Source organism: Photobacterium sanguinicancri, from assembly GCF_002265265.1.
In the GTDB taxonomy this organism is placed as follows: Bacteria; Pseudomonadota; Gammaproteobacteria; order Enterobacterales; family Vibrionaceae; genus Photobacterium; species Photobacterium sanguinicancri.
Window position 1 is genome coordinate 1 of record NZ_NOIF01000036.1, and the last position, 26,525, is coordinate 26,525.

The 26,525-nt window shown below is 43.5% G+C and carries 22 protein-coding genes and 1 riboswitch; of the genes, 14 read left to right on the forward strand and 8 right to left on the reverse strand.

Translation table 11 applies throughout. The features are described 5' to 3' along the window. Window positions 1-329 precede the first annotated feature (329 nt). From melA to ASV53_RS07940, 7 genes are all read right to left on the reverse strand, one after another. Window positions 330-1,691: an alpha-galactosidase gene (gene melA / locus ASV53_RS07910; protein WP_094956698.1), complete on the reverse strand. Its 1,362-nt coding sequence runs from the start codon at window positions 1,689-1,691 to the stop codon at window positions 330-332. A gap of 66 nt (window positions 1,692-1,757) precedes the next feature. Beyond that, window positions 1,758-2,744, reverse strand: coding sequence for an ABC transporter permease (locus tag ASV53_RS07915; RefSeq protein ID WP_094956699.1), 987 nt, complete (start codon window positions 2,742-2,744; stop codon window positions 1,758-1,760). Beyond that, a complete protein-coding gene (locus tag ASV53_RS07920; RefSeq protein WP_094956700.1) occupies window positions 2,744-3,499 on the reverse strand; it encodes an ATP-binding cassette domain-containing protein in 756 nt (251 codons plus the stop codon). The genes ASV53_RS07915 and ASV53_RS07920 overlap by 1 nt, the downstream gene beginning before the upstream one ends. Further along, on the reverse strand, window positions 3,499-4,512 hold the full coding sequence (locus ASV53_RS07925; RefSeq protein WP_239928761.1) for a sugar ABC transporter substrate-binding protein: 1,014 nt from the start codon (window positions 4,510-4,512) through the stop codon (window positions 3,499-3,501). The genes ASV53_RS07920 and ASV53_RS07925 overlap by 1 nt, the downstream gene beginning before the upstream one ends. Window positions 4,513-4,811: 299 nt before the next feature. Then, window positions 4,812-5,834, reverse strand: a complete 1,023-nt coding sequence (locus ASV53_RS07930) for a PTS sugar transporter subunit IIC (protein ID WP_094956701.1) — start codon at window positions 5,832-5,834, stop codon at window positions 4,812-4,814. A 351-nt stretch (window positions 5,835-6,185) separates the two neighbouring features. After that, on the reverse strand, window positions 6,186-6,860 hold the full coding sequence (locus tag ASV53_RS07935; protein ID WP_094956702.1) for a transglutaminase-like domain-containing protein: 675 nt from the start codon (window positions 6,858-6,860) through the stop codon (window positions 6,186-6,188). Window positions 6,861-7,171: 311 nt separating this feature from the next. Next, on the reverse strand, window positions 7,172-9,421 hold the full coding sequence (locus tag ASV53_RS07940) for an acetyl-CoA hydrolase/transferase C-terminal domain-containing protein (RefSeq protein ID WP_094956703.1): 2,250 nt from the start codon (window positions 9,419-9,421) through the stop codon (window positions 7,172-7,174). 457 nt (window positions 9,422-9,878) lie between these two features. Here ASV53_RS07940 and ASV53_RS07945 point away from each other — a divergent pair, with 457 nt between their 5' ends. Continuing rightward, window positions 9,879-11,564 carry a wax ester/triacylglycerol synthase family O-acyltransferase gene (locus ASV53_RS07945; RefSeq protein WP_094956704.1) on the forward strand — a complete coding sequence of 562 codons (1,686 nt, stop codon included), beginning with the start codon at window positions 9,879-9,881 and terminating at the stop codon, window positions 11,562-11,564. 230 nt (window positions 11,565-11,794) lie between these two features. On the opposite strand, the gene ASV53_RS07950 is transcribed toward ASV53_RS07945, so the two are convergent. Then, window positions 11,795-13,495: an FAD-dependent oxidoreductase gene (locus ASV53_RS07950; protein WP_094956705.1), complete on the reverse strand. Its 1,701-nt coding sequence runs from the start codon at window positions 13,493-13,495 to the stop codon at window positions 11,795-11,797. Window positions 13,496-13,687: 192 nt separating this feature from the next. On the opposite strand from ASV53_RS07950, the gene ASV53_RS07955 reads away from it, so the two are divergent. The 13 genes from ASV53_RS07955 to ASV53_RS08015 all read left to right on the forward strand — a co-directional run bounded on the left by ASV53_RS07955 (window position 13,688) and on the right by ASV53_RS08015 (window position 26,522). Further along, window positions 13,688-14,101 (forward strand): YeeE/YedE family protein, encoded by a 414-nt coding sequence (locus tag ASV53_RS07955; protein ID WP_094956706.1) that lies wholly within the window; start codon window positions 13,688-13,690, stop codon window positions 14,099-14,101. Window positions 14,102-14,155: 54 nt separating this feature from the next. Continuing rightward, window positions 14,156-14,560 carry a DUF6691 family protein gene (locus ASV53_RS07960; RefSeq protein WP_439126480.1) on the forward strand — a complete coding sequence of 135 codons (405 nt, stop codon included), beginning with the start codon at window positions 14,156-14,158 and terminating at the stop codon, window positions 14,558-14,560. A 104-nt stretch (window positions 14,561-14,664) separates the two neighbouring features. After that, on the forward strand, window positions 14,665-14,907 hold the full coding sequence (locus ASV53_RS07965) for a hypothetical protein (RefSeq protein ID WP_062690462.1): 243 nt from the start codon (window positions 14,665-14,667) through the stop codon (window positions 14,905-14,907). A gap of 563 nt (window positions 14,908-15,470) precedes the next feature. After that, window positions 15,471-16,658, forward strand: coding sequence for an amino acid permease (locus ASV53_RS07970; RefSeq protein ID WP_094956707.1), 1,188 nt, complete (start codon window positions 15,471-15,473; stop codon window positions 16,656-16,658). A gap of 514 nt (window positions 16,659-17,172) precedes the next feature. Further along, window positions 17,173-17,769, forward strand: a complete 597-nt coding sequence (locus tag ASV53_RS07975; RefSeq protein WP_094956708.1) for an LPP20 family lipoprotein — start codon at window positions 17,173-17,175, stop codon at window positions 17,767-17,769. 4 nt (window positions 17,770-17,773) lie between these two features. After that, window positions 17,774-18,661, forward strand: coding sequence for a hypothetical protein (locus ASV53_RS07980; protein ID WP_094956709.1), 888 nt, complete (start codon window positions 17,774-17,776; stop codon window positions 18,659-18,661). Then, window positions 18,639-19,163 (forward strand): hypothetical protein, encoded by a 525-nt coding sequence (locus tag ASV53_RS07985; protein WP_094956710.1) that lies wholly within the window; start codon window positions 18,639-18,641, stop codon window positions 19,161-19,163. Before ASV53_RS07980 ends, ASV53_RS07985 begins: the two co-directional genes overlap by 23 nt. Before the next feature lie 501 nt (window positions 19,164-19,664). Continuing rightward, on the forward strand, window positions 19,665-20,321 hold the full coding sequence (locus ASV53_RS07990; protein ID WP_094956711.1) for a histidine phosphatase family protein: 657 nt from the start codon (window positions 19,665-19,667) through the stop codon (window positions 20,319-20,321). 84 nt (window positions 20,322-20,405) lie between these two features. After that, window positions 20,406-20,594, forward strand: a riboswitch (cobalamin riboswitch). Between the two features lie 185 nt (window positions 20,595-20,779). Beyond that, on the forward strand, window positions 20,780-22,012 hold the full coding sequence (locus ASV53_RS07995) for a cobalt-precorrin-5B (C(1))-methyltransferase (RefSeq protein WP_239928762.1): 1,233 nt from the start codon (window positions 20,780-20,782) through the stop codon (window positions 22,010-22,012). 71 nt (window positions 22,013-22,083) lie between these two features. Beyond that, window positions 22,084-22,737, forward strand: coding sequence for a precorrin-8X methylmutase (locus tag ASV53_RS08000; protein ID WP_094956713.1), 654 nt, complete (start codon window positions 22,084-22,086; stop codon window positions 22,735-22,737). After that, window positions 22,737-24,032 (forward strand): precorrin-6y C5,15-methyltransferase (decarboxylating) subunit CbiE, encoded by a 1,296-nt coding sequence (gene cbiE, locus ASV53_RS08005; RefSeq protein WP_094956714.1) that lies wholly within the window; start codon window positions 22,737-22,739, stop codon window positions 24,030-24,032. Before ASV53_RS08000 ends, cbiE begins: the two co-directional genes overlap by 1 nt. After that, complete coding sequence (gene cobI, locus ASV53_RS08010) at window positions 24,025-24,894, forward strand: precorrin-2 C(20)-methyltransferase (protein WP_094956715.1); 870 nt, start codon at window positions 24,025-24,027, stop codon at window positions 24,892-24,894. The genes cbiE and cobI overlap by 8 nt, the downstream gene beginning before the upstream one ends. Beyond that, window positions 24,891-26,522 (forward strand): cobalamin biosynthesis protein, encoded by a 1,632-nt coding sequence (locus tag ASV53_RS08015; protein WP_094956716.1) that lies wholly within the window; start codon window positions 24,891-24,893, stop codon window positions 26,520-26,522. Before cobI ends, ASV53_RS08015 begins: the two co-directional genes overlap by 4 nt. The last annotated feature ends 3 nt before the right edge of the window (window positions 26,523-26,525 follow it).

Sequence of the window (26,525 nt, forward strand, 5' to 3'; positions counted from 1 at the left end):
AAATCAGGTTTTAATTAAGTGTTATTATTTAATTCCATGCTAACTACTAGAATGACGTTTATTGGTTTGGTGTGATAGCTAACATAATCTCAATGCTTCTATAAAACAAATAAGTGTATATTGCAAAATACATGTATGTTATCAACAGCTTGAGATTTTTGATCAGAATATTAATATGAAGCTATTGTTGTCGATTTTGATAAAGGGTTTCGATAGTAGGTTAAAGGTGTGGTTGAACTGAATCATTAATATGTAGCCAGTGTTTTTGCTGGCCACTTTTTTGATGGAAATATGACTTGTCCATTCTGTGTTTTGTTAATGATTTAGTATTAACGGTATTGCTCAAGCCAAACTTGCTGCGCTTCAACCATCTCTTCGAACATGGCATCTATCTCTGACAACGTACAAACCGTCGCGGTTACAGGGTCTAGCGCAAGGGCATAGCGTGCTGCATTTAAGTCTTTGTTTAACGCAGCCTCGACAATCAATTCCTGAACCGCTGTATTGGTTTTGATCAAGCTGGCGCATTGAGTCGGTAGCCGTCTCATTGTTTGCGGGTGTAAACCCGTTTTATCGACCCATATTGGTACTTCAACAACACAGTTTTGCGGTAAGTTTTCAATTAGCAAGCCATCTGCTTGTTGGTTAGCAACATTACCGTTAATACGCACGCGTTCACCGCTTATCGTGGCATTGATTAGTTTTGGTGCATTTAGCATGTTGGGTTTTATGATAAAGTCTTGCTCACCAGCAAGCTGGGCATCTATCTCAGCTTTGCCTGCAGCATGTACTTTTTCTTCTAGTGCTAATAGGTTCCAGCGCAGAGGTAGAAAGCGATTGATCATGTCTTCATTTTTTCTGAAGTATGGAACGTAATCACTACAGTGCCAGTGGTTTTCAGTACACCAATAATCAAAGAACTTGAGCATTTCGCAACGTACCCCATCAGCCAGATAAACGTCAGGGTTATTGGGGATTTGGCGAATTGCCTCCATTAAATCTTCGCCATTAGCCTGCATCTTCGTTATCCACGTCATGTGGTTAATGCCAGCAAATTCATAGTCAATATGCTCAGGTACTTGATGGTACATCAACTTCTGCCAGCGTTCAGGCGTTGATGGATGATCAACCCAAGGCCCTTGTCCTAAATATCCTGCCAGCTGAGCAACGGTATAACGGACACCGTAGCAAAGCCCAACCGTGGTGATCTGACTGAACTCTTTTGCAGCCCAAGTCAGTGGGGCGAGAGGGTTAGCATAGTTGATAAATATGGCGTTCGGGCAGGCTTGTTCCATATCCTTTAATATCGACAGCATTGGCGGTATATGGCGTAGTGCGCGGAAAATACCACCAGGCCCCATGGTATCGCCAACTTCTTGGATCACGCCATATTTAGCGGGAATATCTATATCTAGCCGCCATGGTTCAAGTCCGCCAACTTGAATAGCATTAATAACAAAATCAGCTCCTTGCAAAGCATCATACTGATTAGTCGTCATCTTTACGGTGACAGGCAAGTTAGCTTGTTCAATCATTTTTGCAACAACCTGACCACTGCGTTTAAGCACTTCAGATTGAATGTCCATTAAAGTGATAGTTGAGCCAGCAAGTGCTGGGTAGGACAACAAGGCAGAGCAAATTTGGCGAGTAAACATTACACTGCCCGCCCCAATGATAGTAATTTGTGCCATAACGAATCCTTTTACTATGAAAACAAAAATAGAAATAAAAATGAAAAACTAGGCCAACAATTCTGATTAACGAGAAGAAAATAAACGCGATAACGAACCAGAATGCTGTTTGAGTAAGATACTGTGTACAACGAGCGAAAGTAGAATAATGACGCCGTAGATTAAACGCGTCCAAAAACCAGCTAACCCCGCGCTGATAATGCCAGCTTCAAGAATACCTATGATACAGGCGCCAAAAAGCGTGCCCATAAGTGTACCTCGGCCTCCGAGCACTGATGTCCCGCCAATAAAGACAGATGCAAATACAAGTAGCATGTAGCCTTGGCCCTGGTTAGGCCACCAACTGCTCATTTCAATACTGACAAAAGCGCCGACTAAGGCTGAAATTGCGCCCATTTGCATGAAGAGCAACATGCGAGTTCGCTCGACGGGGACCCCCATCATTTCAGCCGCTTTGGGGTTATCACCAATGAAATTGACGTTATCGCCAAATACATGCCACGCGAGTATTAGCCAAAGTACAAGTAATAGCGCACACGCCCATAGCATTTGCGCTGGGATCACATCGGCAATGCGGCCAACCATTAGGGGGTGAAGATTGGTTTGGCGGATCTCTGGCATGCTTATCGCGATACCGTCAGCTAATACCGTGGTTAAACCACCGAGGAAAAATTGCGTGCCAATAGTGGTAATGATGGAGGGAATACGGAAAATAACCACTAAGCAACCGTTCAGCATACCGCAGAGAACGCCAGCAGTGATTGCCCCCATCAAGGCTATAAATGGAGATTGGGTTGCTTTGAAAAGTGCAGCAAAGACATAACCACCCAAAGCGACCACAGAGGGAAAGCTCATGTCGATTTCACGTGCAATGATCAGCAATGTTAACGCAAAGGCCAGCATTGCAGTGAAAGGGATAGTTGACATAAATGATGTATAAATTCGCAGATGAAGAAAAGTCTGCGGACTTAAGTAAGTGAACATCAACCACAGCATAATCAAGATCAATGCGGTCAGTGTTGGGATCCTATGTCGAGCAAAGAAGATTAGCATTAGGCACCTCTTCCGACTGCATCAAGTAAGGCTTTATGTAGGGCATCTTTCGTCATATCTGATTTATGGTATTCGGCGACAATTTGACCTCGGTCCATTACAACAAACCTGTCAGCAACACGAAATGCGTCATTCATATTGTGCGTAATTAGCAGGCAAGCGCGATCTTGTTCTCTTAGGGTTTCAATGAAATGCAGTACTTTATCAACTTCCCCCAAAGAGAGTGCCGTGGTTGGTTCGTCTAAAATAACCACCTTGGCATCAAATAACATTGCTCGGCCAATGGCTAATCCCTGTCGTTCTCCCCCTGATAGTAAATTAACAGGGGTATCAATATTGGCACCAACACCACGGAAATTGAGTTTATTGAGTAGTTCTGTGGCTTGCTGACGTTCTTTTTTTTGATCGATAAAGCCCAGTTTGTTGCGCAGGTGACGGCCTAGAAATAAGTTTCGCCATACACTTTGCTGTTCACCAAGTGAACCTGATTGATAGACGGTTTCAATACCCAATTGCCGCGCTACTTTTACACCATAGCTTTTTATATCGACAGTTTGTCCGTTGACCGTCATGCGCCCTTGTTCTAATGCTTCGACGCCGCTGATTAATTTGATCAGTGTTGATTTTCCGGCCCCGTTGTCACCTAGCAAGGCACAGACTTCACCGCGTACGAGTGAAAACTCGATGTTCTTTAACGCATGAACAGGGCCAAACCATTTGTTTAGCCCTGAAATTCCCAACACATTTCCAACCATTAACGAATGCCTTTGGCTGCTAAAGGCGCAATGAAATCGATGTTAGCCGCGTTGACGAAGCCAGCTCCGGTATTAATATCAAGGCCAGAGAAACCGTATCGGGTACTTAGTACCACTTGAACAACTGATAAATAACCCATTAAGTAAGGTTGGCTGTCGGCAACAAGTTGGACATAGCCCGTTTTAATGGCATCAGCAGTGGCAGGGGAAAGGCTAAACCCAGCAACAAATAATTCACTAGGTCGAACACCTGCATTACGTAGGAAGTTACCCATTTGTGAGGTTAAGGCACCATGGTCGACCATGATTAATTTCACATCCGGTGTACGTGCGAGGTAAGCAGAAAGTACATTGGTTCCAAGGGATGGATCTTTGTCTACTTCTGGTGATATTTGAATAAAATCGACGTTTAAGCCTGCGTCTTCAAGGGTAGAGATTAGGCCGCGAGTTGAATCACTGCGTTCAGCTATATCTTTGATCCCCCAGACTAAAGCGCGATCACCCGCTTTAAATTTACCATCACGTAATGCTTGATTCGCAAGGTGTATACCACGATCAGCATTGCTGACGCCGACATAGCCAAACCCATTCGGTTGCTGCGTCGCCATTGTTTCTGGCAAAGCAGTATCAACAGATGTCACCTTGATTCCCTTGCTAAAAGCTTCATCGACTAAAGGCTCGAAAGCACTATCACCAGGGTGTCCCATTACAACAATACCGGTTGGTTTGGCTGCTAGCGCTTGTTTAAAGTTTTCGACCATTTTTTGAGGCTGCCAGTCGGAATACATAACACGCAGGTCAACGCTAAGATCTTCGGCGGCTTGCACAGCACCATTTTGAACCACGGTTGCGTAAGGTCCACCAACAGGCCCACCTACATCAAACCAAATAGACATGTCTTTACCCGAAGGGGCCGCAATGGCAGACATCGATGTGAAGGAGAAAACAGCGGCAGTTAAAGTAGCACGTTGTTTAGATGTTAAATTACAGAGGAATGTTCCAATCATACTCATGAAGTTGGTGCTCCATTTGGGCATATACACTAATTGCGCATAATACTCCTATCTAAGAGCGGGTAAATCAAAAGAAAGCTCTGAAAGTAAGATCTGGTGTCATGATTTTGTTGGGAAATTTGACCTTATTCTCAATATGGTCATATGCGAGCTATGTTTCGACAGTTATGTCTTGGCGGTATGTATTAGTGGTATGAAGAAGGGACATGGGCTTTGAGCATGAACAATAAAGCCACTCGTATTTAGTGAGTGGCTTTTAGGTTATTGTGAGTTAGTTGAATCTATTTACTTGGTCAGAATTAACCATTAGCAAACTGTTGAAGAGGGATGCGTTCAGCCAGTAAACGTTTGTAAATTTGATGACCGATAACCCCGCCAAGTAACCCAGCAAATGCGGCAGCAATGGTTGCCATAAAGAGGGTTTGCGGTGCATTGAAAGCAATAGATGCAAGTAATCCAGGAATTGGTGCGGCACTGCCTGGGGCATCATTCACAATACCGAAGTAGGCTGCAATTGTGCCTGCAAAAGCACCACCAATAAAGTTAGACATGAAGATAGGTACTGGGTTGCGTGTCACTATATGTGCTTGAGTCAGTGGCTCTAACATTACACTGATGGTGTTACTTGATTTGCCCAGTTTTAGTTTGTGAAAAATATAACCGTTGGTAAAGGAGCCGCCCACACAAGCCATTGCTGCGATCCCCATAGGTAAACCTGTTAGGCCGAGCATCGCGGTAAGTGCCATCGAGCTGAGTGGCGAAGTACACACCATTTTAATGAGCCCACCAAGCATGAACCCCATAGCTAGAGGTGAGAATAATGTCGCCTCGGTGATCATGTTTGCTAAGGTTCCCATTAGCATTTCAAGAGCGGGGCTAATGAAAATACCCAGCAACCTTGCGAGTGGTGCAAGCACAAGTACACCAACGATGACGTCGACCCCTTCCGGTAAGTATTTCTTGAACAGTGGGGCAAGGAAAGAGAAAAGGTAACCCACGATAAAGCCTTCAAGGATACCAAGGTTGGCCATTGCTAGCCCCGTTACTATGGCATATACAGGTTGAATACCAACCCTAAGCATGACTAAAGTAGCCGCTGCTATTCCGCCCATACCTCCGACCATATTTCCGAAGTCAGCAAGGTAAGCGACCCCTAACAAATTACCCATTACGTATTTGTGAATCGCTTCTACTAAAAATGTTGCGATAGCGGCGTCAGCTAAGCCGCTCATTGCGGCACTTCCGTTAGGTGCCTTAAAACTGAAAAGCGAGAATAAACATAAAGCTGCTAATAGGGCAGCGATACCCATTAAAATTTCCATATAATTTCCTTACCATTACTGATTACTGTGTAAATGATTTGGCGAGCAGGGTTTCATCGCAAAAATAGGAATATTTATGGAGGTTACCCAGGATCGGGAACCGTAATATTGAGGTGGAAGTTGAGTGCAGTGTGAGGTAGGTATCTATGCGTGCTGTACAGACTGCCAGCGCTTGCTATCGTTCATAGACGATAGTAATTCTCGTATCGCAATTGTGTAGTAAAACGGCTGCTCATAAAGGTCACCATTGTGTTACAGAAAGCGTGAGTAAATGTTACACCTTGATTGTTAAGCTATCATAGATGATTTGTTTGAATTTTGAACTGCTTCATGTTCTTGATAATGAATAAATTAATCTTGATTTTGATTCCATTCGGTCGTTTCTTCTCTGTGATTCGAAGCGAGGTTGAACATTGCTGTAAACTCATGATGTAGATGAGGGTAGACTTCTTTCACTGTTTGCAAAATTAAAGCTACGGGCATATCTTCAAACGTTCCATGCTGTTTTACGTACTCCATGTGTTTTTTACCGTCAGTGGTGTTTGCCTGTAGGATCGAGTCAGATTTACCATCAAAGTCGAGCGGATATACACCAAATTTAGTACATAATTCTTGATCAAAAACGGGTGTTGCTTTTACCCATTTACCCTCTAAATACACTTCGACATAGCCATGCATCGCAAAATAATCTGTCTTTAACCATTCAATGAGTTTTGGGCTGGAAAGGTGATTAATCACATCGGCGAGCCCAAGTCTTGCTGGAATGCCATGGTAACGGCATAACGCGATCATTAAAGCTGATTTAGGGATACAGTAAGCTTGATGATTTTCTAAGCAGTAACTGGCTTTCAAGCTGGTCACACCGTCTTTCAGTGTGTAGGGGTTGTACTTAATAGTATCGCGAACAAGGTAGTAGCTGCTTATTGCCTTCTCTGTGAGGCTCGTACCTTCAACATTCTCGGCAAATACTTGAATGTATTTATTCTGGTAGTCAAAGTATTCAGTTGGTTTTAAGTACATGTCCATTTGTTATTATCCAATCATTTACGGTAAAAATACTTTAAATTAATAGCTTAAATATTTATTAGCGGCATGATTATTTTCCAAATAAACAGAACAAATGAAGGAGGTTTATCCTCCTTCATTGATCACTTTCTCTTCTTAGCGTTTCCTTTTTATCGGCTCGATTGGCTTATCACCAATAGTTGTCTTGCCTGGACAAACACGCTTAACAGGGCACTTCATACAGCCCCATATCGCCGCATAAGGGCATAGGGCGATTTCCTTGTATTTTTTAGTCATTGTGATACCTACATTACTTCAGTGTTATTTTAATTTTATCTCAACGCATTAATAAGTAGCTTCTGGGTCATACGTTGTTCTAAGTTTTTGGGATCATCAAGGTGCATTCGTTTTAATAATTTGTGTTGTTCTTCTGTCGCCTTTCTTATTGTAAGTGATTGAGTTAGCGCTTTTATTTTACCCTTTGGTGTACTGACTTGTTTTTTTAGCTTTTTAAGTGCTTTGACAAGCTTTAGCTCTTCATCTGTAAAACTACAGCCGAATGGGAAAGGGGTGAACCAATTGCGATCAGCATAAGGTGCTAAGAATGCATGGATCGATTCTGACGTATTATTGCTAAAGGCTGCCGGAATTTCATAATCCTTGGCAACTTTCCCTGCGGCTTTAGCTTGCTTAAGTAAACCTGGTTGGAAGCGAGAGTCTGCAATTTTGATAAGCTCTGTGTATACAACATGGTCAGGCTTACCACGTAAATCCGCAATGCCGTATTCAGTCACAACAATATCACGAAGTTGGCGAGGGATTGTGGTATGTCCATAGTTGAACAAAATGTTGGACTGTAATTTACCGTCACGGACACAAGTACTACGAATTTTGATAATAGAACGCGCACCGGGAAGTTGGTGTGATTGCGCGACAAAGTTATATTGGCCACCCACTCCGCTAACAACTTGGCCGTTGGCTAGCGCATCAGATACAACAGAGCCATCTAGCGTCACCATCATGGCTGAGTTAATAAAGCGAGCATGCTGACGTTGCACCTGCTTAAGCTGTTGGCTGCCTAGCATATGATCATAAAGATCATTAACGTAGTTCACACTGGTCATGCAGAAGTGCTTATGTTCTTCTTCGGTTAAATCACGTAATCCTTGATAAAACTCTTGAGGCCCAATGAAAAATGCACCATGCATAACCGTCCCGCCTTTAAGCTCATTGTTTAAGCAGAACTGACTGATTTCTTGTAGGCACTGAGCATCGTGTAAGTTGGCTGGTGTTTTTTGGCCATTTATATGTAGTACGCCGTTTTTATAAACAACACTCTCTTTAAACACGCCTAATTTAATTAAGTAACTGACATCCGACTCGGTTAAATATTCAGAGATAAGTTGATGCTCACATAGCGTCAGTAAGGTGTCAGTAGAAACCTTAGTTGTAATTTTTTGTTTGTTTAGTAAGTGCTGTAGATTGATGTCTTCAAACACTTGGCGCTTCAAGATACCAGCATCGTAGAGGTGTAAAAATCCATCGACCATGAGTTCACTACAACCGTATAAACCATGATTAAAAGGTGCTGTATCACCTACCAGCTGTGTGACAGGGAATCTTTCTTTTATTTGAAGTTGTTTAAGAATTTTCAGGTAGTCATCGTTATGTTGGTGACGTAATAACGTACTATAAGTTAAGGCGCTACTTAATGAACCGATACCAACTTGAAGGGTACCATTGTCTTTTACTAACGTACTGGAATATAAGCCAATCAAATGATCTTCTGGCGAGATAGAAGTGTTTGGTGCGGCAAATATTGCATAGTCATGGTGCTGAGGTTTGCTATTTGCATCTAAAACAAAATCGAACTCGTTAGCAGGAACTTCAGCATGGTTGTACATAAATGGCATGTTGGTATTGACTTCACCCACCACAGCTATCGCTTTTCCTTCCGCTTTTAACTTATCTAGTTCGGGTATTAAATCTAAGCCTAAATCTGAATTACTGCACAAACTGTAAGACGTTACACCGTCACTTGTTCTAGATGCCAGCAGTTGAGCGATAACATTTACACCTTTATCAATGAGATCGCGCACAGCATGGGTGTAGTTTGTGCTGGTATAATTTAACTGCTGTTTAGAATATAAGCAGCTTCCTGCTTTAAAGAAAAATTCACAGACAGTGACATTATCAGGCAAATTACCACTTCGGATATCTTGCATGTACTCAATATCTGGTACATCAGCAAATTCTCGCTCAACAAAAGGACCAAGAAATTGTTTTTCAAGGAATGACTTTCCTGTTGGCTTTTCAAGCGTGATGCCAGTTTCTATAGTCAGTGAGATCGAAGGATCTTTTTTCGCGCGTTGATAGATAGCGTTAACGAAAGTGATGGGCTTACCGATAGCAAGTGGGAGGCCTAAGATGATCTTTTTACCGACCTTAGCGATGACTTGATCTACAAGATCATCATGGTGATCGAATACGATAGCTGGTGATTTAGATAGAGAGTCATGAGCGCCAGCCATGAGCGGAGTTAGATGAGCAGGATGCGTTTCAACAAGTTCAAGTACAGACATATCACATTCCTTTGTTATCGATATAGGGATGACCCGCTAAATTGTATTGTTGTTAAATTGTTATTATTGGAGGAAAGAATAGAGCATTCATTCTAGTTTTCGCCAATAACGTCATCTTTATGCAATATGTTGACTGTGGTCACATCCTTTTTGCACATAATGTTGACTAGATACCATTTTATCTTGGGTAAAAAGCATCATGGTTTTGTTTGTAAACAGTAGTACAGCAACGGTGCTGTAGGTCTTGGGAGTACTGAGTTAGGCGCGTTTTATTGGATGTATAAGCGATATAGATCACGTGGTGATTTATGTGTGGTTACACAGAGTCAATATTTCGCGATTTTAGATTGATTTTGTGATGCTGGCACTAGGCTGAGAATGAAATTAGAAAGAATGATCTAATATTCATTGTTACCGTAAATGCAGTAATTTGTTATAGGAATAAAAAGGATCATTTATGCCGAGCTTATCGCTGTTGGATTTTAGTTTTGTGGCCTTCGAGTCAGCGAAAACGCCTCTGCATGTTTCAGGGCTGATTATTCTAGAGCCGCCGAAAGAGGATGCGGCAAATTTTGCGCAAAATGTTTATGCGAGCTTTTTGCAAAAGCCGGATGCGTGCCAGCCTTTTAACTGGAAGCTGAATTGGAGCATGACAGGTAAACCCCGTTGGGATGTATTACCTAAGATTAACATTGAAGATCATATCCACTTTACTATGTTGCCCGCTCCAGGTTGTGATGCGCAGTTACAAAAAGTAGCTGGTCGTATTCACGGTCAGGTTCTTGATCGCGCAAAACCGTTATGGGAAGTGTGGGTTATTGATGGGCTGGAAGGTAATCGTGTTGCTTTAATGATGAAAATGCATCATTCGGTTGTAGACGGCATTCGTGCTAGTAAGTTATTCACCTCTAGTTGTTCACCAGATATAGAGGAGTCTTTCAATGGCCCATTATGGCAACATGACTTACGCAAAACATCCTCTCAGCGTAAGCAGGAAAGCCATCTAACTGACATGGTGATGAAAACAGTTACACAAGCATCAAAACAAATTTCTTTGCTACCATCTATGTTCCGTCTTGGTACTAAGCTTGCGATGAAAGCGGTTAATTTAGGGCATAGTGATTTAACCTTGCCTTTCTCTGCGCCGAAAACACCGTTTAATGCTAGCCCGCAGCGTAATAGGGCGCTTAGCTTGGGGGACTTCTCCATCAAGCAAATTAAGCATTTACGTGCAATAACAGGTGCATCAATGAATGATGTGCTTTATACCGTTTCAGATATTGCACTGAATCGTTATTTGAACGATAGGGCTCTGCCATTACGTAAACCACTAGTCGCAATGATGCCGATTAATTTACGTAATAAAGACGAAAAGAATGCTGGGCATGGCAATAAAATGACCATTGGTAATGTGGAATTAGGCCGCCCGAATCTTACGCCATTACAGCGCTTAGAAGCGATTCAAACCGCCACCAATGATCTAAAACGTGAGGCTTTGGCAATATCGCCAGATGCTTACATCAATTATTCTTTACTGATCAATGGTATTTCCCTGATAACGGGTAAGTTAGGGGTGAATAACTATGTTCCAACGACAACTAACCTACTGATTTCAAATGTTCCTGGCGCTAAAGAACAGCTGTATTTCATGGGTGCGAAAGTGCTGCAACAATACCCTGTTTCTGTTTTAATGCCAGGACAAACGCTTAATATTACCTTCTTCAGTAATGGCGATACTATGTATTACTCCTTGGTTGCTTGTAACCAATCCTTGCCGGGATTTGAAGTGATTGCAGATTACATGCAAGAAGCGTTTGAAGAACTGCAACGAGAGATCTTAGAAGCGGCTTGTTTTGAAGTCGGTGAACGAGTTGATAAGCCAACTAAAGAAGAGTTGGCTGTTGAAGTGGCAGTGTCTGCGGCACAACAGGCATTAACACCAGAAGACGATGGCTTTGAGCGATTATGGCAAGAAAAGCAGGATAAAGTTGCTGAGTTGGAAAAGCAGCTGGCAATGCTAACGTCTAAGTTATCTTCTCAAATTGAGATTGATCCAACCCTTGAAGCTGTTAATCAGGAATTAGACGATGAATTGCCGACAACCGTTAAAACGGGTGAAGAATCACGTGTCGCGGAAGTGTAGATAGGATATTAGAAGCACGCTCTTGAGTACGTGCTTTATTTATAATAATGACTGAGCCCTTAATTGTTAAGAGGGTCAGTGTAAACCATCACTTTATTCTAGCGTTTGCCGTAGCTTTTGCTGCGGCTTTTTTTTACGTTTTATACTGTGAGACAGGGATGAAAAAGGAGCCTAATCGCTCCTTTCTCGTAATGGTAAATCGTTGTTACCTGTTATATTGAAGCCTTAACTTATTGCTTGGCTGTGATATAAGTACGGTAGCCACCAATCAAGTTTCGAGCTTTAAAGCCATTATTGACGAGCTGACGATAGGCCACATTACCGCGTAAACCGACCTGACAATAAATTATGATTTCTTTGTCTTTTGGTAGCTCATTCATGCGTTGGCGAAGTTGATCTACCGGAATATTCAGTGCGCCAGCAATATAGCCATTTTCCAGCTCAGCAGGATTACGAACATCCAGTAGTACTTGGTTATCCGTTAACTGGTCTATTTCGTTAAAGTGGATAGGTGTGGCATCCCCTTTAATGATGTTATTGGCAACAAATGCTGCTTGGTTAATCACGTCTTTTGCGCTGCCATAAGGTGGTGCATAGGTGAGTTCTAAATGCTGAAGTTGTTCGACTGTCATTCCTGCACGCTGCGCAACAGCCATGATGTCGATGCGTTTATCGACACCGTCTTTACCCGCGGCTTGAGCCCCTAAGATCTTGCCTGTTTTCGGGTCAAATAACATTTTGAAAGACACTATTTCAGCGCCGGGGTAGTAGCTAGCATGACTGGCAGTATGAACAAATACTTTTTCGTAATCTACGCCATCGCGTTGAAGTTGCTTTTCATTTTTACCCGTTGAAGCAATGGCTAAATCAAAAATCTTACAAATCGCAGTGCCTTGTGTGCCTTGATAGTTTTCGTTTCTGCCCATCATATTATCGGCAGCCATACGGCCTTGACGGTTAGCTGGACCTGCCAGTGGCACCATGGTTTGTTTGCCTGTTACGAAGTCAGTTTCTTCAATGGCATCACCCACGGCATAAATAGCAGGGTCACTGGTTTGTAAGCTTGGTGTTGTCCAAATACCACCAAGTTCACCAATTTTAAGTCCTGAATCTGCTGCTAATGCCGTTTCAGGGCGAACACCTATCGCCATAATCAGTAGATCAGTATTTAACGATTCCCCATTGCTCAAAGAGAGGGTGAGGTGACCGTTAATGTGCTGATGTTGGGTATTTTCACCTGCTTCGATACTGGCGATATGAGGCTCTGGTAGATACTCGACGCCAGTTAAGGCAACACCTAAACGTAGATCGACGCCATGAGCACGAATTTCGTTATGGGCGAAACCTGCCATTTCTTTATCGACGGGTGTCATCACTTGATCGGCGAGTTCAAGTAGCGTGGTTTTAATACCGCGCTGGTGGAAGGCTTCCATCATCTCTAGGCCAATAAAACCGCCTCCAACAACCGTTGCATGCTCAACGTTATTTGCTTCGATGGTTTGAAGAATTCGATCCATGTCTGGGATATTACGAAGACTATGGGTGAGCGGGTTTTTTACACCGGGAATAGGCGGGACAATAGGACCCGCGCCAGGGCTTAACAAAAGGAAGTCATAGCTTTCAGTGTATTCGCTATTTTCGAGTAGGTTTTTGACTGTTACTGTTTTTTCATCACGATTGATACTGATGACTTCATTCATTACACGAACATCAACATTGAAGCGTGCAAGGAAGCTAGCGGGGGTCTGGAGGAGGAGTTTACTGCGATCTTGGATATCACCACCAATATGGTATGGCAGACCACAATTGGCGAAAGAAACAAATTCACCACGTTCAAACATGATGATTTCAGCGTCTTCGCTTAGTCGACGAGCGCGAGCCGCCGCCGAGGCACCACCTGCGACACCGCCGATAATCACAATCTTAGTCATACTCACTCCTGATATTGTTATTTTAACTTTCGTTATTAGTGAATCACTGTAAAACTTTAAATTAGCTTTGTCTAATTTAATTTTAACTTAATTAGTGTTGACTAATTTAAGGGGCAGGTTAAGCTATTTATTAGACAGGATATTGGCGAACGTAGGAAGCCAATAATAGGTACAGATGTAGAGGATGGTGAGATGAGCGAGTTTCCATGGGATGCACTAAGAGGCGGAATGTTACTAGGGTTATCTGCTGCGTTATTATTGGTAATGAATGGTCGTATTGCAGGTATCAGCGGAATTCTATCGGGCTTACTAAAACCTCAGAAAGGGGAGTTTGGTTGGCGAGTCACTTTTATTATCGGCATGGTCGTTGCGAGCTTAATCGCGCCGATGCTGGGGTTTGAATTACCACTCGACTTACCTGTTGCATCAATCCCTATGGTCGTTCTAGCTGGTTTGCTGGTGGGCATAGGCACCAAGCTCGGGAATGGTTGTACGAGTGGGCATGGTATTTGCGGAATGGGCCGTTTGTCTAAACGTTCCATTATTGCCACTTGTGTATTTATGGGGAGTGCGATCGCCACAACCTTCATTCGTCTTCATCTATAAGGGCTAAATATGTTGATTCAAACGATAGTTTCAAGCGTGATGTTTACGCGGCTCATGACATTGACCTCTGGTGTGCTTTTTGGTTTAGGCATGATGATCTCGGGTATGGTTGATCCTGTTAATGTTATCGGATTCTTAGATATAGCTGGCGATTGGAACCCAAGCCTGATGTTTGTCATGGGTGGCGCGCTTCTGGTTTTTATGCCGATCTATTTCTTGGTTATTCGTCACTTAGATAAACCTGTTTGTGACGGCGATTTTAAGGTGACAAAAAATAACACAGTGGATCCTAAGTTATTGACGGGCGCCGCACTTTTTGGGATTGGCTGGGGCATAGCGGGTGTTTGTCCTGGTCCTGCTGTAACGTCCTTGAGTGGCGGTAATATTACGATAATCGCTTTTACGCTGAGTATGCTGGTTGGTTTCTTTATTGTAGGAAAGATTGAATCACGACAGTAGAGTGTAGGTTAACGCTCAGAATCTCCTCATTTAATGCATTCTCTATTGAATCATTGCCAGATTTTGGTACAAAGGAATGAAGTCCCCAAGAGCAGGAGGCAAGGATGACGATTGCCAATAAATTATTAAGTCCAGCGATCATTGATCAGGCAAAAAAGGAAGGCGTACTGAATGCATTAGAAAGTGTTTATGCGAAAGCGCATTACGCTAGATTTAAGCGAGTGAAGTGGGGACGCGATTTTTTTGATGGGATTCAATTTGGTGATGGCAGCCTTATAGCGGTTAAACCAGGACAGTTTAACCGGTTAATGCTAGTGGCGATTGAATCTGATACAGCGCTGGCTTAAAACACCTTAGGTGGTTTTGATAAAGTGCTAATTAGCCTCGTGATATCACACGGGGCTTTTTTATATCCCGCAAACGCAAATGTGATCTATGTCACGTTGCTGTGGTATAAAGCAAATAAATAGCACTCGTGTATTGTGCTTTGTTCTTTAGATTATTACTTTGCTTATTGACCGAACAAACAGCATTTTTCACTGACCATGGAAAATACTGCATTGATGGCATAAGGAATGCCACCAATATGATAATGGACTGATCGTTTTAGGAGTACGATGATGATTCACACCAATCTAGGGGCTATATTGCATATAGTGTCTGGTGATAAACAAAGAGCAGCCTTGCAAGGTTGTTCAGATAATTCACACCCCTCAATTTCTGCTACCTCTTTTATTGCTTTAGAGCGATTTAATCACTTCTCGTTTATGAAGCGCTTTTGCGCGTAATTCAGATGGTTTAAGCAACCTATCGCTTAACAATGAATATTATCCCTATATGGCCAGTAACATCGACCAATGTATGCTGAAAATGGATAAAACGAGAATAAAAACGCTTTAAGGAACACACCGTGAATTTAAAAATTATGGGCAGTGCATTGATCATTGCCGGTACTGCACTTGGCGCAGGTATGCTTGCTATTCCTATGGTATTAGCACAATTCGGCTTAGTGTGGGGCACATTGCTGATGCTCATCATTTGGTCGGGCACGACTTACGCAGCATTGCTTTTACTGGAAGCCAGCATTAAAGCGGGTGGCGGTTTAAGTATGAACACCATCGCACGAAAAACGCTGGGTAAAGGCGGACAAGTTGTCACAAATGGTTTGTTGTACGCACTATTAGTATGTTTATTAATGGCTTACATCATAGGTGCCGGTGACTTAGTGAAGAAAATGGCGGCAAGCGCAGGCCTCGAATTGACGATGCTACAAACACAAGTCGCATTTACGTTAATCGCTGGTGTTGTGGTTGCTGCGGGTACCGCGGTGGTCGATAAGCTCAACCGCGTATTATTTGGCATGATGCTAGTTGTACTTGTGATGACCTTGTTCTCGCTGGTGCCGTCTATTTCTATGGAAAACCTATTAACAGTCACTAGCGACAGTAAAGTGGATTTGATCAAAACAAGTTCAGTGCTATTCACTAGCTTTGGTTTTATGGTCGTTATTCCATCATTAGTGACTTATAACGAAGGTGCATCGCAAAAGCAGCTGCGCAATATGGTGGTAATAGGCTCGATTATTCCACTATTTTGTTACTTACTTTGGTTATATGCGGCAGTGGGTAACCTTACCTCTGAACAACTGGTGCATTTTGCTAATGTGTCAGAGCTTATTGCAGCATTAGGTACTAAATACAGTAGTATTCATACGATTCTATCTGTGTTTACAGGGCTTGCGCTTTTAACATCATTCCTTGGCGTGGCGATGTCGCTATACCATCAAAATGAAGATGCGTTTAAGCAAAACCGTGTTGTGACTTATGTTTTGACATTCATATTCCCACTTATTGGTGCCTTGCTTGCTGCCGATCAGTTCCTTGCAGTGCTAGGTTATGCCGGCATTATTTTGGTGTTCTTGGCGATTTTTGTACCAATGGCTATGACAGTGAAAGTGCGTCAGCAAGATAACGATCAAATACAGTTACAAGCGGCTCAAACGGCTGAGGGTATGTTATACCAAGCATCTGGCGGTAATATTGCGCTTGGCCTTAGCTTCTTGTTTGGGTGCTTCTTATTGATGGCTCAAGTGATCTAAGCACTATTTAGCATTACACAACAGAAGGCATACTTAGGTATGCCTTTTTTAATGGGTGTAAAACAGGTACTGATGACAGGCGCAAGCCGCTTACTATCTATGGATTGAAGTTTGTATTTCTCTGAACATACAGTGTTGGAATGTTCTTTTCTTCATCATAATATTTATCTGCATATAGTGAGGCGACGTTAATCACCATTAATTGTGTCATAAAGTCTTACTCTGCTTATTCCTTGTGCGGATATGGCCTTTCCCAAAATACCATTTTAATTTAACATGAAATCATTTCGTAAGTGTATTATGCGCAATGTGATGCATTGCTTATTTCTGTTGCCCTTGAGTTGCGATTGAAACTTAACATCATGATAAAAACATGGTTCAATTGGTAGGTGTTTTGTGTCAAACTTCTGATGCATTGTGATATATGGCGTATGTGAATACCTGTTGTTGCTTGGCACAGTCACAATAATATTAAAATTACTCAATTAATAATTGCTTAGTGGTAGAGATTGATATGAATAAAGTTTTGTTAAAGCTAATGGTCGCTCTTGGTGTCGTTACTATGGTCGGTTGTTCGAGCATTGAAACAGCGGAAGACATTCAAAAAGCCGATTGCTATTTCCCTGATATGCCTTCAAAAGAAGCGCCAAAATGGGTTTGTGAAGTAACGCCCCAAGGTTACGAAATTATTGGTGTGGGTTACGCCAAGAAAAGTGTTGCTGGCTCAGGCATCATGCGTGAAATTGCGTTGAACAATGCACAACAACGTTTAGCCTCACAGCTGGAAAATAACATCAAAAGTAAGTTTGATGCAGTCACTAGGCAATCAAGCACAACGACTAAAACAGTCAGTGATGAACACGTTTCTGAAATGGTAGAAATCACCATAAACAACGTGGTTAGTACCGTTATTCGTGATGCACGTGTCATGACAACGCTAACTTCACCAACTGGTGGTATGTATACCTTAGTTGCAATGACAAACGATGCGTACCAATCAAATATGGCAGCTGCAATTGAAAAAGCACGTAACGATCAGGTTTGGAGCAAACTTGACTCAGAAGAAGCGCAAGAAGCAATGAAGCAAGCGTTAGCATCTTTAGAGGGGTAGTGGTATGAAAGCGATGATGAAAAGCTTGTTAGGCTTTACTGTACTTGCTGCAACACTATTAACATCAGGTTGTGCTTTTTACACTGAAGTGGGCTCAACCATTGCAGCACCAAGCAACAAAGGTATTAATTATAAGCAAATAGAAGTGAGTAACTTCTCTTCTTCTGAAAAAAGTAAAGGCCCTGTTTTTTCAAAGATGCTACGTAGTAAAATTCGTGAATATGGCTATGTTGATCCTGCAAATAAAGGGCTTGGCATTGTTGTTACTGGCGAGATCAGCTGGGATAAAGACGAGTCGACATGGCAAGAAGAAGTGAAATCGGATGATGGTAATTACTTCCGTTATTATGCAAAACGTACGCGTTCAGCAACAGTCACTTATTCTGTGACGAAAAACGGCCGTGAAGTAACGTCTGGTAACTACTTTAGTCAGTCTAACAGTGAGCATAATGACCTAGACAGCATAGGTGCCGCGCACTCTAAACTGCAAGGTTGGGACAGCATGAACAACTCGATTTTAGAAGACCTTTCCGTTCATGTTGCCCAAGATCTTACGCCACACCAAAAGTACATCACTGTACGTTTGCTAAGTGGTGATGATGAAAGCATTGATCTTGCTAATGAATATGCTCAGCGTCAACGTTATGATCAGGCGTATGCTATGTTCCAGCAAATTGCGCAAGCATCGCCAAACGTTGCTGATCAGGCAATTGCGACTCATAACATGGGGATGATTAAGCTCCTTGAGAGTGAGTTCAAACAGGCTTACAAGCTGATTAAGAAAGCTAACGTGATTGATCCTAAGAACATGGCAATCTTAGATTCGATTCCTATGGTTGAAAACTACTTTCAGATGAGCAAAAAACACGATGAACAAATTAAAACAGCTTAGTGTAGCAACGGCATTACTTCTTCTTGCTGGCTGTGCATCTGAGCCAGGGGTGACCGTTCACGTACCACCGGCAAAATCAAAGATTTTTGGTGATGTTAGCTCGTGTGAAAGTCAGCTTAACATGCATGTTATCCATGAGACGGATGCCGCTGGTGAACGTATTTACGTGACGTCTAAGCAAACAGTTGTTGTTGCTGGCGGTGATCGCGATAGCATTACAACGCTGGAAGAAGCGGCACGTGATCGTGCATTATCTTTAGCTGTTATGGAAACTAACGGAGTTGCTATCGAGAAGCACTTTACCCAAAATGAGACTGTGCTAGACCGCAACGGTTCGCAGTCATCATACGGTGATGTCCAATCTTGCTTAACCAGTAAGGCTGTTGGCGTAGGTGTGGCTCAGCTTCGTCACTGTGACACCAAAACATTGCCTTCACGCCATATGGAAATGACTTGTGTGGTGGATGTTAAAGTGCCAAAAATGAAAGTTGAACGCATGTAATATGCTTCACATGTAAAGCGTGATAATGCATCACAGTAATATAAGAGCCAAGTGCCAGTCACTTGGCTTTTTTGTACCTGAAAGAGTGGGACGAAGTTATCCATGCCGATAGATGGCTATAACATTGAACTACAGGCACGAAAAATAGGCACAAAAAAATCGACAACATACAAAAGTACATTACCGTTAGGGAAGTAGTGTGAGGAGTCGGGAAGGCGAGTTTGACCGAACTATTGCCTTCCACAGGTGTAAACCTTTAAATGACCAAAAATAAAGGACTTACAAGCTTTTCACTGAGTACGAAAAAGTGAAAAGCGACAATAAATTGCTGAGGCTGATAATACCGACTTTGCTTGATTGCGGCTATACCATAGCCTTATGCTGTTTCTGTAAAAATACACCAAAGTGTAAACTTTAAATTACGGTTTGTTAGGTGTTAACCCTTCGAACCTTCGCTTACGCTAATAACCAATAACCAATAACCAATAACCAAGTGATCTAATGAGTTCAACAAATCTGCATGGGCTTTTAAATCCAAATGAAGCTAGCGTTACACTTATTTTGATTCGTCATGGTCAAACAGAATGGAATCTGGCGAATAAACTTCAAGGCTGGCGCGATAGTCCGTTAACCACTCAAGGACGGAAAACCCTCTTGCGTACAGCGGTGAATAACCGATTGTGTCATTTATACAAACCTGATGTGGTGTACACGAGTGACTTAGGGCGAGCGATGGCTTCTGCACGCATTATTTGTAATAAAAGTGGTGGATATATCGTGCCAGATCAACGTTTACGGGAAAGAAGGTTTGGTATTCTCGAGGGTAAGCGAAAAAATGAATGTGATGACGGTTTCTTACTTATTCAACACTGGTTAGCGTATCAAAAACGCTATGAAAAACGATTGGATGCGTGTCACACAATAGCAGCAGAGCTATTGGCAGAAAGTGAGTCGATGTTTGAACACCGAGTTGTGGGATTTTTGCGTACTTTAGCAAGACGACACGCAGGAAAAACGGTTTACGTGGTTAGCCACGGCGAGTGGATTCGATGCGCAAACAATATTCTGCATGGTCGAACATCGTGGTCATGCGGAGAAGGTATTCCGATGAACACTGAAATGAATATTTTTGAGCTAAAGGCATCACACGTAATTTAAGTAGATGAAAAGTAAATATTATTGTTGATAACTAGGGGCATATCATTAAACTAGTTTGATAATAAACCACATAATAAGTAATGTCATTTCAGTCAAAGTACTGAGTGAACATGGTGAATACCATGCAGGGAATCAGGTGAAAAACCTGAACTGTACCCGCAACTGTAAGCGATGAGTTTTAACCAAGCCACTGGATGATGATTGCATCATTTGGGAAGGGGTTAAAGTGGTCTAGTCGTCAGTCAGGATACCTGTTACTTCATTAACTTCCGAATTCTGAGCGGGGATACTCAGCATCGTACCTTCCAGCGATTTCTCTATCGTTGCGCTTGGCTATTCGGGGGTAATTGTATTGTAACCCCTGTAATGAATGCCGAGCTTTAAGATTAAGCTATGCAACATTACCACAATGGAATGGTAAGGCGTCATGGCGAGTCAAAAAATCAGTGGAGCGGGCTTTGGTTACCAAGGTTAAGCGTTCTAAAAAACGCAGTGATCTACGCTCTGGTTTTACAACTGGCGCTTGCGCTGCGGCTGCCAGTCGAGCCGCTGTTCATGCCTTGCTAACAGGGCGTTCACCATCTTTTATAACAATCACGCTGCCCAATCTAGAATCTGCCACTTTTGCTGTGTCTCGGCTTGAGCATCACGCAGGAGCGGTACTCGCGGGCGTTATTAAAGATGCAGGCGATGATCCGGATTGTACCCACGATACTGAAATTCAGTGCTTTGCACAATGGAGTGAACAGTTAGGTTTGACGCTTGATGGTGGTGTAGGGGTTGCTCGAGTAACGCTGCCGGGGCTGGAGCTACCCGTTGGGCAACCTGCGATAAACCCTGTTCCTCGGGCTAATATCCTCGATATGGTGCAGCTAGAATGGAACCTCAATGTTGATGCGAAACTTATAACAAGTCCGTCGCAAGCAAGTACACAGCAAGGTATTGCATTAGAGATTCGGGTCCCAGATGGTGAAGAACGTGCCAAAGAAACCATTGGTCCTCGTCTAGGATTAATCGGCGGCATTTCTATTCTAGGCACGCGTGGCACGGTCAAACCTTATTCCACCTCTGCTTTTTCTGCTTCAGTGCGTCAATCGGTTCAAATTGCTAACGCGAACCAACAAAATCACGTTGTGCTTACAACTGGGTCTCGCTCAGAAAAATCTGCCATGGCAATGCTGCCACATTTAGACAGTATCTGCTTTATTCAAGCGGGCGATTTTGTCGGCGTTGGCCTACGTGCTAGTAAGCGCTATCGGGTACAAACGGTGACGGTTGTCGCCATGATTGGCAAGTTAGCCAAAATGGTGGCTGGCCACATGATGACCCACGTATCGGGTCGTGCCATCGATTTTCAACTATTGGCTGATCTTGCTGTTCAAAGCGAGTGCTCAGCAGAGTTGTGTCAGCAAATAAGCAAGGCGAATACGGGCCGCCATGTTTTAGATTTATGGCGAGAAACATCCCCACAAGCCTTTTTAGATCTGTTATGCCAACAAGCTGCGGAGCACGCAGCTGTCTATGTTGATCATCACGTCAATATCGAGTTTCGCTTGATTGATTTTGATGGCAGCCTACTGGCTAAACACTATTCACCTTCCCATCATACGAAAAACTGTTACAGCTCCAGTGAGCACAATATCGTTCACCGAAATATAGATCAGCTCAGCACCTTGGATCCAGCTCCTTGAATCCAGCTCCTTGAATCCAGCACCTTAAATCAAAGTACGGCAGCATACTCGTCAGCGCATAAGGACATACCATGAATAAGATGCAGCAAATGACTGCACAAGGTCGACAAATCGAAAATAATTCGTTCGCGATTATCGACCACGAAATAGAAGCATTTCACGGCGGACATTCGTTCACATCTGTTGAATGGAATGTCGTACGCCGCGCCATCCACACCACTGGTGATTTTGAATACGCTCAGTTATTTCAATTCAGTGAGGATGCGGTGAGTTTGGGTATTCAAGCCCTACAAGCAGGGGCCAACATTATTACCGATGTCGCCATGATTTCAACGGGATTGAGCCAGCAGCGTCTATCTGTCCACGGTAACCAAGCACATTGCTTTATCAGCCACCCAACAGTGATTGAACGTGCTAAAGCCAGCGGTGAAACCCGAGCGATTCAAGCGATGCAATATGCGTGTGATGCGGGTGTCTTAGATGGCTCTATCATTGCTATTGGCAACGCGCCGACAGCCTTATTTGAAATATTACGTATGGTTGAAGCGGGCGAAGCTAAACCAGCGCTCATCATAGGTATTCCTGTTGGCTTTGTGAAAGCGGAAGAATCAAAGCAAGCACTGATCGATCAAACCACAATCCCTTATATCGCTAGTGTGGGGCGTAAGGGGGGAAGCCCATTAGTGGTTTCAACAATTCATGCTTTGCTGATGGAGTCGGTCTAATGCTCAGCGGTGATACCAATTTTTCTGAACAGCCCGCGATCACGGTTGTGGGCGTGCCAGAAGATGGCTGCATGAGTTTAACCAGCCGTGCGGTCAATGCGGTGGCGCAAGCTCGTATAATTGCAGGTAACGATCGTTTACTAACTTGGTTCCCTCAATGCAAAGGGAAACGTCTATCAATGGCGCAAGGCTATAAAGCGTGGCTTACGGCAGTATTAGAAGAAAGTGAAGAGGGCGGAGTGGTTATCTTAGCATCGGGTGATCCTTTGTTTTACGGCATAGGTAAAACACTAAGTAACCACTTACCGACAGCAGAACTGCGCTTTATTCCTAGCCCTTCCTCCATGCAGCTGGCGTTTAGTCGTTTGGCATTACCGTGGCAAGACGCTACGTGTTTGTCTGTTCATGGCCGCCCATTAACGGGCCTTGTCAGTCAAATGCAGCAAGGGGATTTATTTTGTGTATTAACCGACAGCAATAATCACCCAGCAGCCATAGCTAAGCACTTACTGACTTATCATCAGCCGCATTGGCAGATATGGGTTTGTGAACAGTTAGGCGGTATAGAAGAAAAGGTCACGTCGTTCACAGTGGCTGAATTAGCCACAAAGCACGTTGAGGATTTTAATCCGCTCAATCTTGTAGTGTTACAACGCCAGCAAGCACTTTATTGGGGTGGGTATGGTCAATATGCAGCCGATGATACATTTGAAAAACGCATGCCCAAGCGTGGTTTAATCACCAAACAACCTATCCGTCATTTAGCCTTGAGCAGCATGCGTATTCGCCCTGACCACAGTGTGTGGGACATAGGTACAGGCTCTGGCTCTGTGGCTATTGAAGCGGCTAAACAGTGTTGGCTGGGGCAGGTTTATACCTTGGAATCCAACAACGATTGTTATGAATCGATTGAAGCCAATATTGCCGCACACGCGACCGACAATGTGCAATTACTGAAAGTGAAAGCGCCCGAGGAATTAGCCAGTTTACCTCAACCTAAGAGTGTATTTATTGGCGGAAGCCGTGGTGAAATGGCAGCAATCCTTGATACATGTTGGCAGCGTTTAGCCGATGATGGCGTTATTGTTGCCACCGCCGTCACCATAGATTCAGTCGCCGAACTTCATACTTGGTCAAAACAGCGCAACGTCAAGGCGCTAGTGCAAATGGTCTCTGTTTCTCAGGGCGTGCCCTTGGCGCACTACACTCGCTATCAAGCAGAAAACCCTATCCATCTTTTTATCTTTGATAAACGTCTTCAAACAGAATTATACAGCGAAAATAATAATGACTAAACAATTAGGCAAGCTCTACGCCGTAGGGGTGGGGACTGGCGACAGTGAACTACTGACATTAAAAGCACACCGATTAATCAGCACTGTGGATGTTGTGGCGTTTCCTGAAAAGGATAAAGGCTCGCAGGCGTCTTTTGCTCACCAGATCGTTGCAGGTGCGGTACAAGATGCAGACATGCAGGGTGAAAAGCTGTTTTTACACTTTCCAATGAGCCGCGATCCGCAGATTAATATTCCAGCGTGGCGTGAAGCGGCACTGTTGTTAATTTCGCGTTTACAACAAGGTAAAGATGTTGTTTTTGCAACAGAAGGCGACCCTTCGGTTTATAGCACTTGGGCCTATATCCAAGAAGAGTTACAAGAACTATTGCCACAGCTTGAGGTTGAAATTGTACCGGGTATTACTTCGGTCACGGCTATTCCTGCTCAAACTCAAATCCCTTTAGCTGACGGCCAAGAACGTTTTTGTGTGGTTCCTGCCACTTGGGGATTGTCATGTCTACCGCGCTTAGTGGAAGAGTTCGATACCATCATGTTGATCAAAGCGGGGCGTATTGTTCCTCAGTTAACAGCGTTACTGGAAAGCATGGATATGCTCTCTTGTGCTACCTATGTGTCGCATGCCACTACCGACAAGCAAGAGGTGTATCAAGACTTGCGTGACGTGCCTGAAGGTCATCGTTATTTCTCTATGGTGCAGCTTTCAGTGCGAGCGCGTCGTGGTGTGTTACGCGGCACGTCAGTAGAGCAAGATTCTACGGATAAAGTGGCTCCTCAAACACTCGTTCAACAAACCCCAGCTCAGCAAATCTCGGCTCAACAAATCAAAGCCTCATCGTTAGCAAAGGAAGTGGCTGCGTGAAAATAGCTATTTATGCCATTACCCTTCATGGTGCAAAACAAGCGCAGCGATTGGCAAAGACCTTGCCATTTGCCACTGTGTTTGTGTCAGATGCTGGTCAAGAGGTGTTTCAGCAAAATGAAGCGCAAGCCGAGCACTTAACCTTACCTTTGTCGGATTTTATGGCGCAGCGTTTCAGCGAGTATGACCATCATATTTGCTTTTTCGCCACAGGGATTGTGAGCCGCATGATAGCTCCTCTAATGGTGGATAAACGCACCGATCCTGGGGTGATTTGTATTGATGATCATGCCAATTTTGTCATTCCTATGTTGTCAGGCCACCGTGGTGGCGCGAATGCTTTAGCATGTCGTGTTGCTGAGCTATTAACGGCGACCCCCGTAGTGACAACGGCTTCAGATGTCGCAGGGAGTTTATCGGTGGATATGCTGGGTGCCGCTTTTGGCTGGCAGCTAGCCCCTGAATGCGAACAAGCGATCACATCCGTCTCTGCTGCTGTGGTGAATGAAAAGTCTGTATTGATAGTACAACGCGCAGGGCAACAGAATTGGTGGCGTGAAAAGCGATCTATGCCTACCAATTTGATTTGCCACCCAGAACTGGCAGCGACCCAATTAACGACAATCTCTCCCGAAGCATGGGATGGACTGGTATTGATTTGTGATCAGCAAGTGCCAGAAGGGTATGCAGATTGGCAAAATAAATGTGTGCTATGGCGACCAAAGTCGTTGGTCTTAGGAATAGGTTGCGACAGAAATACCCCTGCCCATGTGATTCAGCAAGGCCTACAAACCTTCCTAGATGAACATAATTTAGCGTCAGAGTCCGTGGCTGCTTTTTCCAGTATTGCGTTAAAAGCAGATGAAGCGGGTATTCATGCGATTTCTTACCGTCAACAAACGCCGTTTGTCACTTATGAAGCGCCGCAATTAGCAGATGTTGAAGGTATTGAAAATCCTTCTGAGTTTGTCAAAAAAATCACAGGCGTATCATCGGTTGCGGAAGCTGCGGCACTGAAAAAAGCAGGAGCGAATCGCTTATTAGTGCCTAAGTGGAAGTACAAGCAAGATGGCTTCAACATGACTTTAGCCTGCGCGCGTATACCAGCCGATGAAGCTATAGCTAAGAAAAAGTGGAAGAACTGGCTAGGTGAAAACTGCCACATTAATGCACACGGTAATGAAGTCGTCAAAGGGTATCAGTGTAAGCCAAAGCACGTCGATTTAAACCGCCCTATGTTATATCACCGCCACCATGTATTGGTATGTGAAGGTGGGCGTTGTGCTAAAGAAGGTAGCCGAAATTTAGCCCATCATCTAAGAACTTATTTGAAAAAATTAGGGCTGAGTGAGGGTGAAAACCGCATTAAGATCAGCCGTACTCATTGTGCGGGCACATGTCGTAATCGCGCCGCTTTAGTGATTTATGAGCGCCTAGCAAGCCATGAACCCCCGATTAATAATGGCCTGTGGCTACGCAATATCGACGCGCTAACAGAAGACGATTGGCAGCAACTCTTCCTCGCGCTGAAAACGCGAACACCATTGCAACAGGTGCTGGCTGAAGGCTTTTTTGCACCGATAGAAGATGCGCAGATTGGCAAGATTGTTACGGAAAACATAATTTAAAAT

What these genes read in the sequence shown, in the direction of transcription:
- ASV53_RS07920 (WP_094956700.1), bottom strand. Translation starts at nt 3,499, where the DNA reads ATGGTTGGAAATGTGTTGGGAATTTCAGGGCTAAACAAATGGTTTGGC.
- ASV53_RS07950 (WP_094956705.1), bottom strand. Translation starts at nt 13,495, where the DNA reads ATGACTAAGATTGTGATTATCGGCGGTGTCGCAGGTGGTGCCTCGGCG.
- ASV53_RS07955 (WP_094956706.1), top strand. Translation starts at nt 13,688, where the DNA reads ATGAGCGAGTTTCCATGGGATGCACTAAGAGGCGGAATGTTACTAGGG.
- ASV53_RS08000 (WP_094956713.1), top strand. Translation starts at nt 22,084, where the DNA reads ATGAATAAGATGCAGCAAATGACTGCACAAGGTCGACAAATCGAAAAT.
- ASV53_RS07985 (WP_094956710.1), top strand. Translation starts at nt 18,639, where the DNA reads ATGAACAAATTAAAACAGCTTAGTGTAGCAACGGCATTACTTCTTCTT.
- ASV53_RS07935 (WP_094956702.1), bottom strand. Translation starts at nt 6,860, where the DNA reads ATGGACATGTACTTAAAACCAACTGAATACTTTGACTACCAGAATAAA.
- ASV53_RS07960 (WP_439126480.1), top strand. Translation starts at nt 14,156, where the DNA reads ATGACATTGACCTCTGGTGTGCTTTTTGGTTTAGGCATGATGATCTCG.
- ASV53_RS07930 (WP_094956701.1), bottom strand. Translation starts at nt 5,834, where the DNA reads ATGGAAATTTTAATGGGTATCGCTGCCCTATTAGCAGCTTTATGTTTA.
- ASV53_RS07990 (WP_094956711.1), top strand. Translation starts at nt 19,665, where the DNA reads ATGAGTTCAACAAATCTGCATGGGCTTTTAAATCCAAATGAAGCTAGC.
- ASV53_RS07975 (WP_094956708.1), top strand. Translation starts at nt 17,173, where the DNA reads ATGAATAAAGTTTTGTTAAAGCTAATGGTCGCTCTTGGTGTCGTTACT.
- ASV53_RS07925 (WP_239928761.1), bottom strand. Translation starts at nt 4,512, where the DNA reads ATGAGTATGATTGGAACATTCCTCTGTAATTTAACATCTAAACAACGT.
- cobI (WP_094956715.1), top strand. Translation starts at nt 24,025, where the DNA reads ATGACTAAACAATTAGGCAAGCTCTACGCCGTAGGGGTGGGGACTGGC.
- ASV53_RS07945 (WP_094956704.1), top strand. Translation starts at nt 9,879, where the DNA reads ATGCCGAGCTTATCGCTGTTGGATTTTAGTTTTGTGGCCTTCGAGTCA.
- cbiE (WP_094956714.1), top strand. Translation starts at nt 22,737, where the DNA reads ATGCTCAGCGGTGATACCAATTTTTCTGAACAGCCCGCGATCACGGTT.
- ASV53_RS07980 (WP_094956709.1), top strand. Translation starts at nt 17,774, where the DNA reads ATGAAAGCGATGATGAAAAGCTTGTTAGGCTTTACTGTACTTGCTGCA.
- ASV53_RS07940 (WP_094956703.1), bottom strand. Translation starts at nt 9,421, where the DNA reads ATGTCTGTACTTGAACTTGTTGAAACGCATCCTGCTCATCTAACTCCG.
- ASV53_RS07965 (WP_062690462.1), top strand. Translation starts at nt 14,665, where the DNA reads ATGACGATTGCCAATAAATTATTAAGTCCAGCGATCATTGATCAGGCA.
- ASV53_RS07915 (WP_094956699.1), bottom strand. Translation starts at nt 2,744, where the DNA reads ATGCTAATCTTCTTTGCTCGACATAGGATCCCAACACTGACCGCATTG.
- melA (WP_094956698.1), bottom strand. Translation starts at nt 1,691, where the DNA reads ATGGCACAAATTACTATCATTGGGGCGGGCAGTGTAATGTTTACTCGC.